15 protein-coding genes are annotated in these 14,927 nt (G+C 60.8%); 10 read left to right on the top strand and 5 right to left on the bottom strand.

The window, feature by feature from the left end; all coding sequences use genetic code 11:
- Positions 1 to 15 precede the first annotated feature (15 nt).
- On the top strand, positions 16 to 1,344 hold the full coding sequence (locus BN1128_RS15105) for a CoA-disulfide reductase (RefSeq protein WP_042870205.1): 1,329 nt from the start codon (positions 16 to 18) through the stop codon (positions 1,342 to 1,344).
- 126 nt (positions 1,345 to 1,470) lie between these two features.
- Here the strand turns inward: BN1128_RS15105 and BN1128_RS15100 are convergent, their stop codons facing one another.
- Entirely contained in the window at positions 1,471 to 2,226 is a 756-nt protein-coding gene (locus BN1128_RS15100; RefSeq protein WP_042870444.1) for an outer membrane protein assembly factor BamD, read from the bottom strand.
- A gap of 117 nt (positions 2,227 to 2,343) precedes the next feature.
- On the opposite strand from BN1128_RS15100, the gene rluD reads away from it, so the two are divergent.
- The 4 genes from rluD (at position 2,344) to BN1128_RS15080 (ending at position 7,923) form a co-directional block, all read left to right on the top strand.
- On the top strand, positions 2,344 to 3,324 hold the full coding sequence (rluD, locus tag BN1128_RS15095) for a 23S rRNA pseudouridine(1911/1915/1917) synthase RluD (RefSeq protein ID WP_042870204.1): 981 nt from the start codon (positions 2,344 to 2,346) through the stop codon (positions 3,322 to 3,324).
- A 194-nt stretch (positions 3,325 to 3,518) separates the two neighbouring features.
- Entirely contained in the window at positions 3,519 to 4,256 is a 738-nt protein-coding gene (gene pgeF, locus BN1128_RS15090; protein ID WP_042870201.1) for a peptidoglycan editing factor PgeF, read from the top strand.
- A 208-nt stretch (positions 4,257 to 4,464) separates the two neighbouring features.
- Positions 4,465 to 7,038 (top strand): ATP-dependent chaperone ClpB, encoded by a 2,574-nt coding sequence (clpB, locus tag BN1128_RS15085; protein ID WP_042870199.1) that lies wholly within the window; start codon positions 4,465 to 4,467, stop codon positions 7,036 to 7,038.
- Between the two features lie 60 nt (positions 7,039 to 7,098).
- On the top strand, positions 7,099 to 7,923 hold the full coding sequence (locus BN1128_RS15080; RefSeq protein ID WP_042870197.1) for an MBL fold metallo-hydrolase: 825 nt from the start codon (positions 7,099 to 7,101) through the stop codon (positions 7,921 to 7,923).
- A 218-nt stretch (positions 7,924 to 8,141) separates the two neighbouring features.
- Here the strand turns inward: BN1128_RS15080 and asnA are convergent, their stop codons facing one another.
- A complete protein-coding gene (asnA, locus tag BN1128_RS15075) occupies positions 8,142 to 9,134 on the bottom strand; it encodes an aspartate--ammonia ligase (protein ID WP_042870196.1) in 993 nt (330 codons plus the stop codon).
- A 153-nt stretch (positions 9,135 to 9,287) separates the two neighbouring features.
- On the opposite strand from asnA, the gene asnC reads away from it, so the two are divergent.
- Positions 9,288 to 9,749: a transcriptional regulator AsnC gene (asnC, locus tag BN1128_RS15070; protein WP_042870194.1), complete on the top strand. Its 462-nt coding sequence runs from the start codon at positions 9,288 to 9,290 to the stop codon at positions 9,747 to 9,749.
- Positions 9,750 to 10,043: 294 nt separating this feature from the next.
- On the opposite strand, the gene BN1128_RS15065 is transcribed toward asnC, so the two are convergent.
- Complete coding sequence (locus BN1128_RS15065) at positions 10,044 to 10,808, bottom strand: substrate-binding periplasmic protein (protein WP_042870192.1); 765 nt, start codon at positions 10,806 to 10,808, stop codon at positions 10,044 to 10,046.
- A gap of 85 nt (positions 10,809 to 10,893) precedes the next feature.
- On the opposite strand from BN1128_RS15065, the gene BN1128_RS15060 reads away from it, so the two are divergent.
- Positions 10,894 to 11,430: a DUF2301 domain-containing membrane protein gene (locus BN1128_RS15060; protein ID WP_042870189.1), complete on the top strand. Its 537-nt coding sequence runs from the start codon at positions 10,894 to 10,896 to the stop codon at positions 11,428 to 11,430.
- Here BN1128_RS15060 and BN1128_RS15055 read toward each other — a convergent pair.
- A complete protein-coding gene (locus BN1128_RS15055) occupies positions 11,427 to 11,831 on the bottom strand; it encodes a CBS domain-containing protein (RefSeq protein ID WP_042870187.1) in 405 nt (134 codons plus the stop codon). The genes BN1128_RS15060 and BN1128_RS15055 overlap by 4 nt on opposite strands.
- A gap of 134 nt (positions 11,832 to 11,965) precedes the next feature.
- On the opposite strand from BN1128_RS15055, the gene BN1128_RS15050 reads away from it, so the two are divergent.
- Positions 11,966 to 12,670: an SDR family oxidoreductase gene (locus tag BN1128_RS15050; RefSeq protein ID WP_042870185.1), complete on the top strand. Its 705-nt coding sequence runs from the start codon at positions 11,966 to 11,968 to the stop codon at positions 12,668 to 12,670.
- Positions 12,671 to 12,684: 14 nt separating this feature from the next.
- On the opposite strand, the gene BN1128_RS15045 is transcribed toward BN1128_RS15050, so the two are convergent.
- The gene (locus BN1128_RS15045) at positions 12,685 to 13,197 is read right to left on the bottom strand and encodes a 2-amino-4-hydroxy-6-hydroxymethyldihydropteridine diphosphokinase (protein WP_042870443.1); all 513 of its coding nucleotides are present in this window, start codon (positions 13,195 to 13,197) and stop codon (positions 12,685 to 12,687) included.
- Positions 13,198 to 13,324: 127 nt separating this feature from the next.
- On the opposite strand from BN1128_RS15045, the gene cydH reads away from it, so the two are divergent.
- The gene (cydH, locus tag BN1128_RS25460; RefSeq protein WP_017409791.1) at positions 13,325 to 13,417 is read left to right on the top strand and encodes a cytochrome bd-I oxidase subunit CydH; all 93 of its coding nucleotides are present in this window, start codon (positions 13,325 to 13,327) and stop codon (positions 13,415 to 13,417) included.
- Between the two features lie 105 nt (positions 13,418 to 13,522).
- Entirely contained in the window at positions 13,523 to 14,923 is a 1,401-nt protein-coding gene (locus BN1128_RS15040) for a sensor histidine kinase (protein ID WP_042870183.1), read from the top strand.
- The last annotated feature ends 4 nt before the right edge of the window (positions 14,924 to 14,927 follow it).

Below are 14,927 nucleotides of genomic sequence, written 5' to 3'. Positions count from 1 at the left end.
TTGAAAGGAGAGAGTATGAGAATCCTGATCATAGGTGGCGAAGCCGCCGGTATGAGTACGGCGGCCAAGGCCCGTCGTCTGGCCAAGGATGCCGACATCGTGGTGTATGAGGCCTCCGAGGTGATCTCCTTCGGTGCCTGTGGCCTGCCCTACTTCGTCGGTGACGAGTTTCAGGAGCCGGGCTACATGGCCGAGTTCACCCCCGAGCAGTTCGCCGCCAAGGGGATCGAGGTCAAGACCGGCCACCGGGTGCTGAGTCTGGATGTGAGTGCGCAGACCCTGCAGGTGGAGCACAAGGGCGACACCTTCACCGATCACTACGATCGGCTGATGATAGCCACCGGTGCCCGTGAAGTGATGCCCCCCATCCCCGGCTTGCAGCAACAGGGGGTGTTCGGCCTGCGGCGCATGGCCGACGGGCTGGCGCTGAAAGAGGCGGTGCAGGACAAGCGCAATACCCGCGCCCTGGTGATCGGCTCCGGCTTTATCGGATTGGAGGTGGTTGAGGCCCTGGTGCATCAGGGTAAAGAGGTGCGGCTCATCGAGCTGGCGGATCGGGTCATTCCGGATGCCTTCGACAGCGAAATCACCCAGCACATAGAAACCGAACTGCGCGAGCAGGGGGTCTGTGTCCATCTGGGTGAGCGAGTCGAGGCTTTGCTAGGGGATGGCAGGGTCACAGGCGTGCGAACCAGCCAGGGCGAGTACGAGGCCGATATCGTGGTGGTCTGCACCGGGGTCAAGCCCAACACCGAGTTCCTGGCCGACACCGGCATCAAACTGCTGGCCAATGGTGCCATCGAGGTGGACAGGCAGGGCCGCACCTCGCTGGCCAACGTCTGGTCTGCCGGTGACTGCGCCAGCGTCTGGCACAGCGTCAAGCAGCAGCAGGTCTATGTGCCGCTCGCCACCATAGCCAACAAGCTGGGGCGCATGGTGGGCGAAAACCTGGCCGGAGCCGAACAGGTGTTCCCCGGCACGCTGGGCTCTGCGGCGCTCAAGGTGCTGGGGCTGGAGGCGGGTCGCACCGGTCTCTCTGAGCAAGAAGCCAAGGCACTGGGCATCGATTACCGCACCGTCGTCATCAAGGACAAGTGCCACACCAACTACTGCCCAGGCCAGTCCGATATCCACGTCAAGCTGGTCTATGAGGCGAGCAGCAAGCGGCTGCTGGGTGGCCAGATCCTGGGTCGCAAGGGGGCGGTCCACCGCATAGATGCGCTGGCGGTCGCCATCACCATGGGGGTGACTACCGAGCAGCTCGGCATGCTGGACTTTGCCTATGCCCCTCCCTTCTCCCGCACCTGGGATGTACTCAATGTGGCGGGCAATGTGGCCAAATAGCTGACTGAAGATGGCGGCGCATACACGGCGCCGTCATGCCAGTTGCACTCTGCAGGTAAATTGCAGACATAAAAAAACCGATGCCTGGGCATCGGTTTCTTGTTGCGACCGGTTTAGCCGTTGAACTCAGCCGCGGCCGAGACGGTTGTCCGGGTAGTTCTTGGCCAGCACTTCGCGGGCATGCTTGGCCAACTGCGGCATCTTCAGCGTGTCGTAAGACTCGACCATGATCTCCAGCGCCTTCTCGGTTTCGGCCGTGTCGGGATAGGTCTCGACAATCAGCTTGGCCCGGTTGGCTGCGGCGATCAGTGCATCGCGTTTCACGTAGTACTCGGCCACGCTCAGGTCGTAGCGGGCAAGACGGTTCTTCAGGCCGATCATGCGAGCACGGGCATCGGCGGCATAGACGCTGTTGGGATAGTTCTGCAACAGGGTCTTGAAGTCCTGGAAGGCCTGACGGGCATAAGAGGGGTCTTTATCGTCCCGATTGATGCCCAGGAAGTCCTGGAAGAAGTTGTAATCGCCGGCCATGTTGGTCAGGCCGCGCATGTAGAACACATAATCGATATTTTTATGCGCCGGATTGAGGCGGATAAAACGGTCGATATTGGCGATCGCCTGGGCGGTATCGTCCTGTTTGTAGTAGGCGTAAATGAGATCAAGCTGAACCTGGTTGGAGTAGGCGCCGAAAGGATAGCGCGAGTCCAATGCTTCCAATAATTCGATAGCATTCAGGTAGTTACCGGCATCAAGCTTGAGGCGTGCTTTCTGGTACAGGGTCTCCGGCGGTTCGTCGGGGACCTTGGGTTTGGTGCTGGAACAGCCCGTGATCAAGGTAGCAACCAAGGCGAGCGACATCAGCAGGTGAGACTTCTTTCCCATCAACAACATCCGGTCCATTTCCACGAAATTGGCAAAGTATCCGTTATGCTTGGCTAAAAGAAAAGCTAGAATACCCGGATTATTTCGAATTGATACCCCCCGCTCAAGAGACCATACATGAGCCAGCATATTGAACTGACAGGCGAATTTCAGGATCACCAATTCGGGCAGCGACTCGACCAGGCCCTGGCCGAATTGTTTCCAGACTACTCCCGAACACGCATCAAGGAGTGGATTTTACAGGACAGAGTGACCCTGGATGGTCAGGTTGCGAACACCCCGCGCGAGAAGGTAATGGCCGGGCAACAGGTACATGTAGATGTCGAGCTGGAAGATGACACCCGCTGGGATGCTCAGGACATAGCACTCAACATCGTCTACGAAGATGAACACATTCTGGTGATCGACAAACCGGCCGGTCTGGTGGTTCACCCGGGTGCAGGTACGCCGGATGGCACCATACTCAATGCCCTGCTGCACCGCTATCCGGGCATCGCCGAGGTGCCCCGCGCCGGTATCGTGCACCGTCTCGATAAAGACACCACAGGCCTGATGGTGGTTGCCAAAACCGTGCCCGCCCAGACCCATCTGGTGGAAGCGTTGCAGGCGCGCCAGATCACCCGTGAGTACGAAGCCATCGCCATCGGTCACATGACCGCAGGCGGCACTGTGGATGCTCCAATCGGCCGTCACCCGACCCAGCGTACCCACATGGCTGTGGTGCCCAATGGCCGTCCTTCCGTGACCCACTACCGGGTACACGAGAAATTCCGTGGCCACACCCGTCTGCGTCTGCGTCTGGAAACCGGTCGTACCCACCAGATCCGTGTGCACATGGCACACATCAAGCATCCGCTGGTGGGGGATCCCGCCTACGGTGGCCGTCTGCGCCTGCTGCGCAATGCGACCCCTGAGCTGACCCAGATGCTGCGCAGCTTCAATCGTCAGGCACTGCATGCGACCATGCTGCAACTGGCGCACCCTATCACGGGTGAAGTGATGCAGTGGCACTCAGAGACGCCGCAGGACATGGTGGATCTGATGGAAGTGCTGCGCGCCGATACCCTGGCCAATCCGGACGATTTAGTCTGGAATTGATGAGCTGATGGAAGTGCTGCACACCAAGATCACCCTCGTCAATCTGGACGAGCGGGTCTGGAACTGATGTGCAAGGTGGGACTGCGACGGATCCTGCCGTAGCCCTGCCCTTGAAACAGGCCTGAAACGGGGCTCCTTGACTGGCAACAGCGAAGGAGCCCCGTTTTTATATGAATAAATGAAAGGAGCCACAGATGAAATGGATCGAACCCGACTGGCCGGCACCGGCTCGTGTCAGAGCCCTGTCGACCACCCGGGATGGCGGCGAGAGTGAAGGGGTCTTCGCCGGTCTCAATCTGGGCGCCCATGTGGGGGACGTACCGGCACGGGTCGAGGCCAATCGTACCCGCCTGCAGCAGGTTGCGGATATTCCCGGCCCACTCAACTGGCTCAATCAGGTGCATGGCACCGCAGTGTATCCGGTCAGCAACCAGTATGATGTTGTGCCGGATGCCGATGCGGCTTGCGCCCATGAGACGGGGCAGACCTGCATAGTGATGACCGCCGACTGCCTGCCCGTGCTGTTTTGCGATCGGGCAGGTACTGTGGTGGCTGCCGCCCATGCCGGTTGGCGCGGGCTGCAAGGAGGTGTATTGGAAGCCAGCATCGCGGCCATGGGCTGCGAACCGGGCGAGATCCTGGCCTGGCTTGGCCCGGCCATAGGCCCCACGGCGTTCGAAGTGGGGGGCGAGGTGCGCGACGCCTTTATGGCGCAGCAGGCCGAAGCAGAAGCTGCATTCGTACCTTCATCCAACGAGGGGAAATGGCTGGCGGATATCTACTTGCTGGCCAGGCTGCGGCTGGGCCGGGCCGGTGTGAGCGCCATTTATAGTGGCGAGTTCTGCACCTTCGGCGATAGCGAGCGGTTCTACTCTTATCGCCGTGACGGCCAGACCGGCCGGATGGCCTCCCTCATCTGGTTGGCCCGCTAAGCGCCGGTTAAGCCCCCGGTACGCAATAACCTCGCTCCTCTCACTATCAAATCAGCGTGAGAGGAGCGGGTATCCTGCCTTCGCCCCGCTTTGCAGAAAAAATAACCAGACCCAGCCCTTGAAATAGCCCGTACGGGCCTCATCTTTCATCTCAGAAAGTTATGTTGTTTGCCGCGCAAGCGGCGTCCGTCTTGAAAGGGGGAGTGCAATGCGCCTCGATCGCCTGACCAGCAAATTCCAAATCGCTATTTCCGATGCCCAGTCTTTGGCACTGGGTCGTGACCACCAATTTATCGAACCCGTCCATCTGATGACCGCCCTGGTCAATCAGGACGGCGGCTCCATTCGTCCACTGCTTACTCTGACCGGGATGGACATCAATGCCCTGCGCTCCCGTCTCGGCGAGGAGCTTGATCGCCTGCCCAAGGTGAGCGGCGTGGAGGGCGATGTGCAGCTCTCCAATGGCCTGGGTCGCCTGCTCAACGTCTGCGACAAGCTGGCTCAGCAGCGCAAGGATCAGTTCATCTCGTCCGAGCTGTTCGTGCTGGCCGCTCTCGACGAGAAGGGCAACCTGGGCGAGCTGCTGCGTGCCCAGGGCTTGAGCAAGGAGAAACTCGAAGCCGCCATCGACAAGGTGCGCGGTGGCAGAAAGATCGAAGATGCCAACGCCGAGGAGAATCGCCAGGCGCTGGAGAAGTACACCATAGACCTCACCGAGCGGGCCGAGATCGGCAAGCTGGATCCCGTGATAGGTCGCGATGAAGAGATCCGCCGTACCATCCAGGTGCTGCAACGCCGTACCAAGAACAACCCTGTGCTGATCGGTGCCCCCGGCGTCGGCAAGACCGCCATCGTCGAAGGGCTGGCCCAGCGCATCATCAACGGCGAAGTGCCGGAGGGGCTCAAGAACAAGCGGGTGCTCTCCCTGGACATGGGCGCCCTGGTGGCCGGTGCCAAGTACCGCGGCGAGTTTGAAGAGCGGCTGAAAGCCGTGCTGAGCGATCTCGCCAAGGAGGAGGGCAACGTCATCCTCTTCATCGACGAACTGCACACCATGGTCGGCGCCGGCAAGGGCGAAGGGGCCATGGACGCGGGCAACATGCTGAAACCTGCGCTGGCCCGTGGCGATCTGCACTGCGTCGGTGCCACCACCCTGGACGAGTACCGCCAGTACATAGAGAAGGATGCCGCGCTGGAGCGCCGCTTCCAGAAGGTGCTGGTGGAGGAGCCGAGCGTGGAAGACACCATCGCCATCCTGCGCGGCCTGAAGGAGCGTTACGAGCTGCACCACCATGTGCAGATCACGGATCCGGCGATCGTGGCGGCGGCCCAGCTGTCGCACCGTTACATCGCCGATCGCCAGTTGCCGGACAAGGCCATCGACCTGATCGACGAGGCTGCCGCCAGCATCCGGCTGCAGATCGACTCTAAACCCGAGTCCCTCGACCGGCTGGAGCGGCGCATCATACAGCTGAAACTCGAGCAGCAGGCGCTGATGAAAGAGGATGACGACGCCAGCCGCAAGCGGCTGGATCTCATCAATCAGGAGATTGGCGAAAAGGATCGGGAATACAACGAGCTGGATGAGGTGTGGAAGGCCGAGAAGGCCGCCCTCGCCGGTACCCAGCACATCAAGGCGGCACTGGAGCAGGCCCGTCAGGATCTCGACGTGGCACGCCGCGCCGGCGATCTCGGTCGCATGTCAGAGCTGCAATACGGTCGCATTCCCGAGCTGGAGAAACAGCTGGATCTCGCCACCCAGGCCGAGATGCAGGAGACCAGCCTGCTGCGCAACCGGGTCACAGACGTGGAGATAGCCGACGTGCTGGCCCGTGCAACCGGCATTCCGGTGGCACGCATGCTGGAAGGGGAGCGCGACAAGCTGCTGCGGATGGAAGAGCAGTTGCACAGCCGGGTGATAGGTCAGGAGGAAGCGGTTGAAGCCGTCTCCAACGCCATTCGCCGCTCCCGTGCCGGGCTCTCGGATCCGAATCGCCCCATCGGCTCCTTCCTGTTCCTCGGTCCTACCGGGGTGGGTAAGACGGAGTTGTGCAAGGCGCTGGCCGAGTTCCTGTTCGATACCCAGGACGCCATGGTGCGGATCGATATGTCCGAGTTCATGGAGAAACACAGCGTGGCCCGTCTGGTGGGTGCACCCCCGGGATACGTGGGTTATGAGGAGGGGGGTTATCTGACCGAGGCGGTACGCCGTCGCCCCTACTCGGTGATCCTGCTCGATGAAGTGGAGAAGGCGCACCCGGATGTGTTCAACATCCTGTTGCAGGTGCTGGACGATGGCCGCCTGACCGACGGTCAGGGTCGTACTGTCGATTTCCGCAACTCGGTCGTCATCATGACCTCCAATCTGGGGTCGGATCTGATCCAGGAGCACCACTCCGAGAAGGATTACGACGAGATGAAGGCCATGTTGATGGAGGTGCTGACCCGCAGCTTCCGGCCCGAGTTCATCAACCGGATCGACGAGACAGTGGTGTTCCACCCCCTCGACGAGGCTCACATCAAGTCCATCGCCCGCATCCAGCTCAAGAGCCTGATGGGCCGCCTGGAGGCTCAGGGTTACGAGGTGGAGGTGAGCGAGGCGTTGCTCGAGAAGCTGGTGCACGCCGGGTTCGACCCCGTCTACGGCGCACGGCCCCTCAAGCGGGCGATCCAGCACAAGGTGGAGAACCCGCTGGCCCAGGCGCTGCTCTCCGGTCGCATCGTCCCCGGCAAGAAGTTGCTGCTGGGGGCCGACAGCAACGGCCTGACCATGACCCAGTAATGGGATTGTCGATGAAAAACGCAGGCTCTGTGCCTGCGTTTTGTTTTCTGGGGGATTGAGATGCTGAAGTTTTCCGTCTTGGTGGATGATGATGTGCATCTACCCGGCTGTTTGCCGGAGAGGGGGTTGGCGCTGGTGCTGGAGTGCGATGGCCTCAAGGTGCTGTTTGACAGCGGCCGTGGTCAGGCGTTGCAGCACAATGCTGCTGTGATGGGGATCGATCTCGCGTCGCTCACTCATGTGGTGCTCTCTCACGGCCATTACGACCATGTGGGTGGCATCGGCTCACTTCCTCTCTATCCAACTCCCATCCCACTGATCGCCTGCCCGGATGTGTTTTGTGAACGGGGTTATTTTCTGCCACTCCCCTTCTTGCGTCGTAACCTTTATCGCCTCTCGGGGGAGTTGGAGCGGGAGTCGTTGCTGGCCAAGGGCTTGCTTCCCCACTGCTCCGTCGAGCCGATATGGCTTTCGGAGCGTCTGGTGTTTCTCGGCAGCATCGTGCGACGCAACAAGGCAGCCCCTTCCCTGCTTGGCTACATATTGCGAGGCGGTCGAGTTGAGAAGGATCTTATCAGCGATGATTCGGCGTTGGCCTACAAGGGCGAGCAGGGTCTGAGCGTCTTCATCGGCTGCGGCCACTCCGGGGTCGAGAACATAGTGCAACGGGCCAAGGAGGTGTGCGGCGATGAGCGAGTGCATGCCGTCATCGGTGGTCTGCACCTGAAGTTTTCCGGCCCGCAGCGGGCGGCGGCGCTGGGCATGTATCTGCAACAGGAGGGCGTGGAGAGCCTCTTTGCCTGCCATTGCACCGGCAAGCGGAAAGTGGGACTGCCACGGCAGACCAACATAGGTGCGGGGTTCGCATATGTATTCCCGCCATAAAAAAGCGGCAATCCGAAGATTGCCGAGAGGAATGTAGTGACGCGACCTGACGTGGGTTGAGCGGGTCGCAGGGGCAAGCCCCGGTTTCGCAGAGGGCCAAGGTGACTCTCTCCTTACAGCATGCCCGTGATGCGCTCTTTCATCCCGGGCGGCCACACACCTGTCAGGCCTGACCTGCGTGCCACCGCTCGCAGGCCAGGCCCATTGAATTATCCTGCTTACAGCATGCCCGGCACGGCGGCCTTCATCTCGGAGGACCAGACGCCGACCTGGACCTGACCGATATGCTCCTTTTGCAGCAACAGCATGGCCAGACGGGATTGGCCTATGCCGCCGCCTATGGTCTGCGGCATGCGCGCGGCCAGCAGATCCTGGTGCCAGTCGTATTGCAGGCGATCTTCATCACCTGTGATGGCGAGCTGGCGGCGCAGGGCCTCGGCATCGACCCGGATGCCCATGGAAGAGATCTCGAAACTGTCTTCCAGCACCGGGTTCCACACCAGAATGTCACCGTTCAGACCCGCCAGACCGAGCTCGCTGTGGCTGCTCCAGTCGTCATAGTCAGGGGCGCGCACATCGTGGCGCTCGCCGTGGGAGAGGGCTCCGCCGATGCCGATGAGGAACACGGCCCCCAGCTCCTTGGCGATAGCGCGCTCGCGCCCCTTGGCATCGAGGTCCGGGTAACGGGTCAGCAGCGCTTCGCTGTGCAGGAACTGGATCTCGCTTGGCAGGAAGGGGGTCAGCTCGTGTTCGGCACAGACGGCGTGCTCGGTGGCCTTGATGGCGGCCCAGATGCCGCGCACCGTCTCCTGCAGATAGGCCAGATCGCGGCGCTCGCTCGGCATCACCTTCTCCCAGTCCCACTGATCCACGTAGACGGAGTGGATGGGGGTCAGCCTGTCTTCGTCCGGACGCAGTGCCTTCATGTGGGTGTAGATGCCTTCACCCGGGCCGAAGCCGAAGCGACCCAGGGTTTGGCGCTTCCACTTGGCCAGGGAGTGCACCACCTCGTAGCTGTGTTCGGGGAGTGTCTTCACCTTGACCTGCACCGCATTCTCGTGGCCAGAGAGGTTGTCTTGAGTGCCATCACCGACCCGGCTCAGAATGGGGGCTTGCACCTCCATCAGGCCCAGTTGCTGGGCGAGTTGGCGGGAGAACATCTCTTTGACGAAGCTGATCTGTTGCTGGCTGCGAATGTAGTGCTGTTTCATGCTGAATACCTGTCTCAAATCCGTTGGATGTGACGATTCTTCAACAAATTGCCAAGTAAATTCAATATTCGATAATAGAAATAGGCTTATCGTGTTTTTTTCTTCAAAATAAACCCATTATTAATGAGGTATCGTCAACGGGAGCGCAAAAAAGTGCCGGAAAATTATCGGATCGATAATCTCGATCAGGCCATCCTCACCGCCCTGATGGACAATGCGCGGATCCCTTACGCCGAGTTGGCCAAACAGCTGGCGGTCAGCCCGGGCACCATCCATGTGCGGGTGGAGAAGATGAAGCAGGCGGGGATCATCGAGGGGACGCGGGTGCAGGTGAACGCGAAGAAGCTGGGCTATGACGTCTGCTGCTTTATCGGCATCAATCTTAAAAGTGCGAAAGATTACCCCTCGGCGCTGGCCAAGCTGCAGGCGCTGGACGAGGTGGTGGAGGCCTACTACACCACGGGCCACTACAGCATCTTCATGAAGGTGATGACCCGCTCCATCGACGAGCTGCAGACTGTGCTGATCCACAAGATCCAGACCATAGACGAGATCCAGTCCACTGAAACCCTGATCTCGCTGCAGAACCCGATATTGCGAGATGTGAAGCCCTGAGGCCTGTTGAGCGTGGAGTGAAGCGCGAGATCCATTTCACATGCGAAACCCTGATCTCGCTGCAGAACCCGATATTGCGAGACGTGAAGCCCTGAGGCCTGTTGAGCTTGGAGTGAAGCGCGAGATCCATTTCACATGCGAAACCCTGATCTCGCTGCAGAACCCGATATTGCTAGACGTGAAGCCCCGAGGCCTGTTGCGTGGGGAGTGAAGCGCGAGATCCATTTCACATGTGAAACCCTGATTTCGCTGCAGAACCCGATATTGCGAGATGTGAAGCCCTGATCGCCGGGATCAGGGTTCGATATAGGGGATGCCGTACTTGTCGTAGATGGCCTTGAGCCTGCCGTCGCGCTTCATGTGCAACAGCTCGGCATCGTAGGCCGCCATCAGGGCCGGGGTGCCGGCATCGGCCCTGGCCTTGGTCCAGACGGTGTAGTAGGGACTGGCCTTGAGCGGTTTGGGCAGGTAGTCGAGCTTGCCCTCCAGCCCCTCCTCCTTGATCTGGGCGAAGGCGGTGACCAGCGGCATGGGCACGGCATCGATGCGTCCGGCGATCAGCTTGCGCAGTTGCAGCTGGTTGATGGGGATCTCCTGGAAGTGATAGGCCGGATCGGCCAGGGCCGCCGTCAGCTCAGGGGTGTAGGAGAAATCTTTGGTGACGCCGATGCGCCAGGGTTTGAGATCGCTCAGGGTGTCGTAGCGGATCCTCAGCATGTCGGCCTTGCGCACGAAGAAGTGCCAGCTGTGGCGCAGATGGGCCTGCTGCGGGTAGAGCAGATAGCGCTCTCGCTCCAGCTTGTAGGAGTGGGTCATCACCAGGTCATACGCGCCGGTTTCGGCATTGCGGGTGAGGCGGGCGCCCGAGTCGGTCAGCTCGATCCTGACGGGGACCTTGAGCTTGCCGAAGATGGCGGTGACCACGTCCACATCCAGCCCGCAGGGGCGGGCCTGGTCGTCCAGAAATTTCAGTGGCGGCTCCAGCGTACCACCTATGACCAGTTCTTTGGCCTGGAGCCAGAGGGGAAGCAGCAGGCAGAGCAGAATGAACCTTCGCAAACCACATCTCCTGCACTGAATAGGGAATCGCCCACAGGCATAATTCAAGTATATTGGCCCGGATATTCAACAGAGGCGACCCCGGATGGCAAATCCTGAAATCGAAAGTGAACTGGACGGTATCGACAGCTTGTCGGTCTGCCTCTATCGCCTTGGCCTGAGTCTGGCAGCTTTATTGCTTGTGTGTCGAGGGGCCAGCCTGCTGATTGGGCAGGATTTTTTAGCGCCCTCAGTCTGGTTGACTGCGCTGGCGGTAGCGAGCGGGGTGTGCGGGCTCTGTCTGCATATCTACGACAAGCGTATTCGCTTCATCCTGCAGGCAACGGCCTGGGGCGGCCTGATGCTGAGCGCCTGCGGGGCGCCGGACGTACTGGTGCTGGGAGCTGTGCTGGCCACGCTCTCCGGCCTGGCGTTCAAGGAGCAGTTCTGTTTCGCCATTCCTGGCATCAAGGCGGTGCCGCTGTTGCTGCCGCTGTTATGGGGGCTGGAGTGGGCCCAGCTCGGCTGGGCCGCTGCCCTGGTTGCCTTGGCGTGCGGCTTGCTGCTCTGCCTGCTCAGTCTGGCCAAGTGGCGCATGCCCCTGCACTTTGATATCGGTGACAAGGGGCGCTACCAGAGCTAGGTCTGCTGGCAGCCCTTCATCTGCCGGTTGAGGGCCTGCATCACCTGATGGCGGCTGATGATGCCGATCACCTTGCCCCCTTGCAGCACCGGATAGATCTTGGGTCTGGCCTCGCTCATCTGGCGCGCCAGGTCCAGTATGCTGTCGTCCGGGCCGACCGAGAGCGGCGTGTGGCTCATCAGATCTTCCACCCGGGTGCGGGTGTCGCAGTGGTAGCTGCCGGTGAGCAGGCTGGGTATGCAATCCTGTTCGGAGAGAAAACCGATCAACCGCAGCTGCTCGTCCAGCACCGGCAGGCCGCTCAGTCCGGAGTGGTGCAGTTTGTCCAGCGCCTCGGCCAGGCCGAGTTGCGGGGTGAGGGAGTGGGTCAGGCGGCTCATGTGATCGCGGATCTGCAGCATGTGGGTAGCTCCAAAAGGGGTAAAGTAGTGTCACTATGGCCGCTGGGCGGCTGACGGGGCCAATGGCTTGTGCCGTGGAGATTGATAGGCACAGCCCTGCCACGGGCCGGCAAGCAATGACAAAAGGAGAGGTTATGCGTGCATTGGTGACAGGGTGTGGCCGCCGGCTCGGCTTCTATCTGTGCGAGCAACTGGTGGCGGCCGGCTGGCAGGTGACGGGCAGTTATCGCAGCGAGCGGCCCGAGCTGGCCAGACTGGCGGCGCTCGGGGTCGAGCTGGTGCAGGCGGATTTCGCTCGTGAGGAGGAGGTCGGCAGGCTGATCGAGGCGCTGGCCGCCCATCAGGATCTGGGGCTGGTGATCCACAACGCCTCTGCCTTCGAGCCCCAGGCGGCGGATCCGGCGGTGCAACTGGCCCAGTTCGAGCAGTTCTACCGGGTGCACATGGCGGCCCCCTTCCAGCTCAATCGGGCGCTGGCACCCCAGCTGGCAAGCAATCCAAACGCCAGCATCATTCACATCACCGATATCTACATTCACGCCCCGGCCCCCCAGTTTGCCTGCTATGTGGCCACCAAGGCGGGGGCTCACTCCCTTGCCATGAGCTTTGCCCGCGAACTGGCACCCGCCATCCGGGTCAACACCATAGAGCCGGGCCCCATACTGTTTCTCGACGAACATGGCGACGCGTGGCGCCAGCAGGTGCTGGCGAAAACGCCGCTGGCGCGGGAGGGGGGGCTTGAGCCCATCTGGCAGGCGGTGCAGCTGCTGATGGGGAACGACTACATGACGGGCGCCAGCATCCGGGTCGATGGCGGCCGCAGCCTGGCCGTCATCTGAGCCCTGACCCGCGCTCAGCTCCTGGCGACCGAGGCCTCTGCTGGCTGATGCAGGGCGAGGGGGGTGAGGCCGACCTGTTGCTCCTCGATCACCTTGCCTGCCATCAGCCGGGTGTGCAGTGGCAGCGTCACCTTGCGGTCGTGCACCTCCCCCTGTCCATACAGCTCGGCCAGCAGTTCGTTGAGGTAGGCATCGACCCGGGTGGCGGCGAAGTCATCGGTCGGGTTGCTGGCCAGAATGTCGATGTCCAGCGGCCGGTCGAGCACCTTGCAGTTCGGATCGCTGCGATCCCGGCCGTGCGCCAGCTCCATGGCGATGAAGACGGTTTTCAGCTGCTGGGGTGTCAGCGTGCTTTCGGTGACGAACAGGCAGTTGAGGAAGTCGTGGCGGGAGTGCATCCCCACCGGCTTGGTCTGGATCACCGAGCTCAGTTGCAGACGACCGAAACGCTCGAGCAGTTCGCCGACCGCCTGGCTGACATGCTGATGGGGATCCAGATTCGATCCAATGCTGCACAGATAGAACATCTTCATCGGTCCTTGAGTAGGGCTCATCTGAAATGTATACACGGCTCACGGTAATCGGATTAACTATGCATTAACATCAACTTGTCTGTTGTGATCAGGCTCTATGTTGGCAAGAAAGGAGGTTTGCATGAGTGTGGAACTGAAGTGGGCACTGTTGACCGCGTCTGGCGCGTTGGCGATGATCCTGATTATCTGTGTGGCATCCGTCGGTCTGGCGTGAACCCCATCCCTCATTTTGCAGTATGAACCGGCCTCCTGGCCGGTTTTGCTTTTTGGGGGAGTGCGGATATGCTGACCCACCCATGATGAATCGAGACAGCCCAAGATGACCAAGGTACGCCCACGCTCCCTGTTGCAAGTGGTATTGATGGGCTTCGTCCTGGTATTGATGCCGTTGGGCGGCATGATCTGGCACGACAGTCAGGCCCTCGAACACCTCAGCCAGTTGACCAGCGACGAGCTGGAACGGGCGGTGCGCGATACCCGACGGGCGACGCTGCTCACCACTCAAGCCATTGATCTTGAACGTACTCTTCGTCGTTATGCCGTGCTGGGGGATGATCGCATCCTGGCCAGCTATCAGCAGCAGCTGGCGAGCTATCGCGGCCTGCTCGCCGTCCATCAGAGTTCGATACCGGATGCGGAGGCCTACACGGGCCTCGAGCAGGCACTGACCTGGCTCGACAGCCTGCAGGATCTGGCCCGCGCCAAGGCCGAGTCGACCAGTCCGAAGTTTGATGAATTTAATCATGTTAATCAGCAGCTTGAGATTATTACCCGCAGCCAGGTAGACGAGCATGTGAGCCGGGTGCGGGCCACCATCGCCGACCTGATGACGGAGATCTGGTGGGTCAGCGGTTTCGTGGCCGTGCTCAGCCTGCTGCTGGTATTGCTGTTTACCTATCTGATCATCCACCCGGTACGTCAGATTGAGTCGCGGATCTTGAGCCTGGGTGCTGGTGTGGAACCGGACAAGCGCCCGGTGGACGGGCCGGCCGAGCTGGTGTTGCTGGGGGAGCGGATCGGCTGGTTGCACGACAAATTGAAGGAGCTGGAGCAGCAGAAATACCAGTTTCTGCGCCACGTTTCCCACGAGTTGAAGACCCCGCTGGCGGTGCTGCGGGAGGGGGCAGATCTGCTCTCAGAGCAGCTTGTAGGGCCCTTGACCCCGGATCAGCAGGAGATCTGCCAGATGCTGGAGGAGAACAGCCGCAGGTTGCAGACCCTGATCGAACGCCTGCTCGATTTCAACCGCCTCAGCCAGCAGGAGGTGTTCAGCTTGACCCCGGTGGCGCTGGCGCCCCTGTTGTCAGAATTGTCTGCCGAATACCGGCTGGCGCTGGAATCCAAACAAATCAGTGTACACTTGCCGACCGATCCGATCATGCTGCAGGCCGAGCCGTATCGCTTGCGGCTGATCCTCGATAATCTGTTTTCCAACGCCGTCAGTTATGGCGCCAGGGGCGGCCAGATCTGGATCCGCGCCGGGCAGGATGCCGATGGTGGCTGGTTGGAGGTAGCCAACGAGGGGCCCTCCATTCCGGTTGCCGAGCGGGAACGGATCTTCGAGCCGTTCGAGCAGGGCAGCATAGTGCGGCAAGGTTTGTTGAAGGGCTCCGGCATGGGGCTCTCCATCGCTCGCGAGTCGGCGATGAGCCTGGGCGGCGAGTTGGTATTGGTTGAAGATGAACAGGCGGATGTCTGTTTCCGGTTGACGTTGAAGTGAAGCC

Source organism: Aeromonas piscicola (genome assembly GCF_000820005.1).
In the GTDB taxonomy this organism is placed as follows: Bacteria; Pseudomonadota; Gammaproteobacteria; order Enterobacterales; family Aeromonadaceae; genus Aeromonas; species Aeromonas piscicola.
Note: the sequence above shows the minus strand (reverse complement) of the source record. Positions and strands in the feature narration are given on the sequence as shown.